Source organism: Mediterraneibacter hominis (genome assembly GCF_014287475.1).
Lineage (GTDB): Bacteria > Bacillota > Clostridia > Lachnospirales > Lachnospiraceae > Mediterraneibacter > Mediterraneibacter hominis.
In genome coordinates this window covers 1-3,129 of record NZ_JACOPF010000007.1, presented here as the reverse complement: position 1 = coordinate 3,129, position 3,129 = coordinate 1, and the positions used below count along the sequence as shown (strand labels likewise).

Here is a 3,129-nt window from a genome sequence, read left to right as displayed (position 1 = left end):
CTGTGTACCTTGAAAACTGCATATAAAAGAAGAAAGAGATAGAAATATCGAAAAGACATCCGAGGTAAATGTAAGAGAACATTACCAAGTCTGAAGAAAACAGACGGAAAACTAAATTGACCTAGAACCAACGCGTGTAACGCTATACACGTGTGGATGACCATTCATTCCCGTGAATGGGAGTCAGTTGGTTATGCTAATAAGAGCGTATGGTGGATGCCTGGGCACTAAGAGCCGATGAAGGACGTGATAAGCTGCGAAAAGCTTCGGGGAGGGGCAAATACCCATCGATCCGGAGATATCCGAATGGGGGAACCCACTTGAGAAAACCTCAGGTATCCTTACGTGAATCCATAGCGTAAGGAAGGGAACCCGGTGAACTGAAACATCTAAGTAGCCGGAGGAAGAGAAAACAACAGTGATTCCGAAAGTAGCGGCGAGCGAAATCGGAAGAGCCCAAACCAGGGTGCGTGCACCCTGGGGTTCGGACCGCGTAATTGATTCATCAAGAGTAGCAGAATGGTTTTGGGAAAGCCAGCCAAAGAGGGTGAAAGCCCCGTAAGCGAAACTTGAGATGACAAGGCGGGATCCAGAGTAGGTCGAGACACGAGAAACCTTGACTGAATACGCGGGGACCACCCCGTAAGGCTAAATACTCCTTAGTGACCGATAGCGCATAGTACTGTGAAGGAAAGGTGAAAAGGACCCCGGGAGGGGAGTGAAAGAGAACCTGAAACCATATGTTTACAAGCTGTGGAAGCGCTTTATATGCGCGACCGCGTACTTTTTGTAGAACGGTCCGGCGAGTTGCGTCGGCTGGCGAGGTTAAGCACTAGAAGGTGTGGAGCCGAAGGGAAACCAAGTCTGAAAAGGGCGGAACAGTCAGTCGGAGCAGACCCGAAACCGGGTGATCTATCCATGTCCAGGTTGAAGTTGCCGTAAAAGGCAATGGAGGACCGAACCCACATCCGTTGAAAAGGGTGGGGATGAGGTGTGGATAGGGGAGAAATTCCAATCGAACCCGGAGATAGCTGGTTCTCCTCGAAATAGCTTTAGGGCTAGCCTCATGCAAGTCTTACGGAGGTAGAGCACTGAATTCCTAAGGGGGCGTCAAAGCTTACCAAGGGATATCAAACTCCGAATGCCGTGTAGATGGTGCATGGGAGTCAGACTATCCGAGATAAGTTGGGTGGTCGAAAGGGAAAGAGCCCAGACCTGCAGCTAAGGTCCCAAAATGTGTGTTAAGTGGAAAAGGATGTGGGATTTCAAAGACAACTAGGATGTTGGCTTAGAAGCAGCCATACATTAAAAGAGTGCGTAATAGCTCACTAGTCGAGAGGTCCTGCGCCGAAAATGTCCGGGGCTGAAACACACTACCGAAGCTTAGGAATATACGAATGTATGTTGGTAGAGGAGCATTCTTAACGAGAAGAAGCTGTACCGGAAGGAGCAGTGGATTGTTAAGAAGAGAGAATGCCGGAATGAGTAGCGAGAGGAAGGTGAGAATCCTTCCGGCCGAATATCTAAGGTTTCCAGAGTAAAGCTGATCTGCTCTGGGTAAGTCGGGGCCTAAGGTGAGGTCGAAAGACGTAGCCGATGGACAACAGGTTGAAATTCCTGTACTATCTTATAACAGAACTGTGGGGACGCAGAGAGAGAGCACGAGCCGGGAATGGAAAGCCCGGTACAAGCGGGGTAGGAGTGCATAAGGCAAATCCGGTGCACAATCCGAAGACGTGAAGTGGAGCGAACTAAGAGTAGCGAAGCGTGTGAGCTAGCTGCCAAGAAAAGCCGCTATTGTTTATAAGATACCCGTACCGTAAACCGACACAGGTGGATGAGGAGAGAATCCTAAGGCTGACGGGAGAAGCATTGTTAAGGAACTCGGCAAAATGACTCCGTAACTTCGGGAGAAGGAGTGCCAGGTAAGACTGGCCGCAGAGAATTGGCCCAAGCAACTGTTTAGCAAAAACACAGGTCTATGCAAAACCGAAAGGTGAGGTATATGGGCTGACGCCTGCCCGGTGCTGGAAGGTTAAGGGGAGAGGTTAGTGGTAACACGAAGCTTTGAACTTAAGCCCCAGTAAACGGCGGCCGTAACTATAACGGTCCTAAGGTAGCGAAATTCCTTGTCGGGTAAGTTCCGACCCGCACGAAAGGCGTAATGATTTGGGCACTGTCTCAACAATGCACCCGGTGAAATTGAAATACCAGTGAAGATGCTGGTTACCTGCGCCAGGACGGAAAGACCCCATGGAGCTTTACTCCAGCTTGATACTGGGATTCGGTATTGCATGTACAGGATAGGTGGGAGACGAGGAAGTGGTAACGCCAGTTACCATGGAGTCGCTGTTGGGATACCACCCTTGCAGTATTGGGTTTCTAACCAGCAGCCGTGAACCGGCTGGGGGACAATGTCAGGTGGGGAGTTTGACTGGGGCGGTCGCCTCCGAAAGGGTATCGGAGGCGCTCAAAGGTTCCCTCAGAATGGTCGGAAACCATTCGGAGAGTGTAAAGGCAGAAGGGAGCTTGACTGCGACACCGACGGGTGGAGCAGGTACGAAAGTAGGACTTAGTGATCCGGTGGTATAAAGTGGGATTGCCATCGCTCAACGGATAAAAGCTACCCTGGGGATAACAGGCTTATCACTCCCAAGAGTTCACATCGACGGAGTGGTTTGGCACCTCGATGTCGGCTCATCGCATCCTGGGGCTGAAGTAGGTCCCAAGGGTTGGGCTGTTCGCCCATTAAAGCGGTACGCGAGCTGGGTTCAGAACGTCGTGAGACAGTTCGGTCCCTATCCGGCGTGGGCGTAGGATATTTGAGAGGAGCTGTCCTTAGTACGAGAGGACCGGGATGGACTGGCCGCTGGTGAATCTGTTGTTCTGCCAAGGGCATAGCAGAGTAGCCAAGCCGGGAAGGGATAAACGCTGAAGGCATCTAAGCGTGAAGCCCCCCTCAAGAAGAGATATCCCATAGCAGAAGCTAGTAAGACCCCTTGAAGACGACGAGGTAGATAGGGCAGAGGTGGAAGTGTGGCAACACATGGAGCTGACTGTTACTAATAGGTCGAGGGCATAACCAAGCAGGTGATAGGTTGGATGATGATTTCTTTTATATGTAGTTTT

Annotated in this window: 1 rRNA gene; it reads left to right on the top strand. The window is 50.7% G+C overall.

Annotated features, from left to right (window positions below):
• The first annotated feature begins 189 nt into the window (after positions 1-189).
• Positions 190-3,086: ribosomal RNA gene (locus tag H8S37_RS17120) — 23S ribosomal RNA — on the top strand.
• Positions 3,087-3,129: the final 43 nt, after the last annotated feature.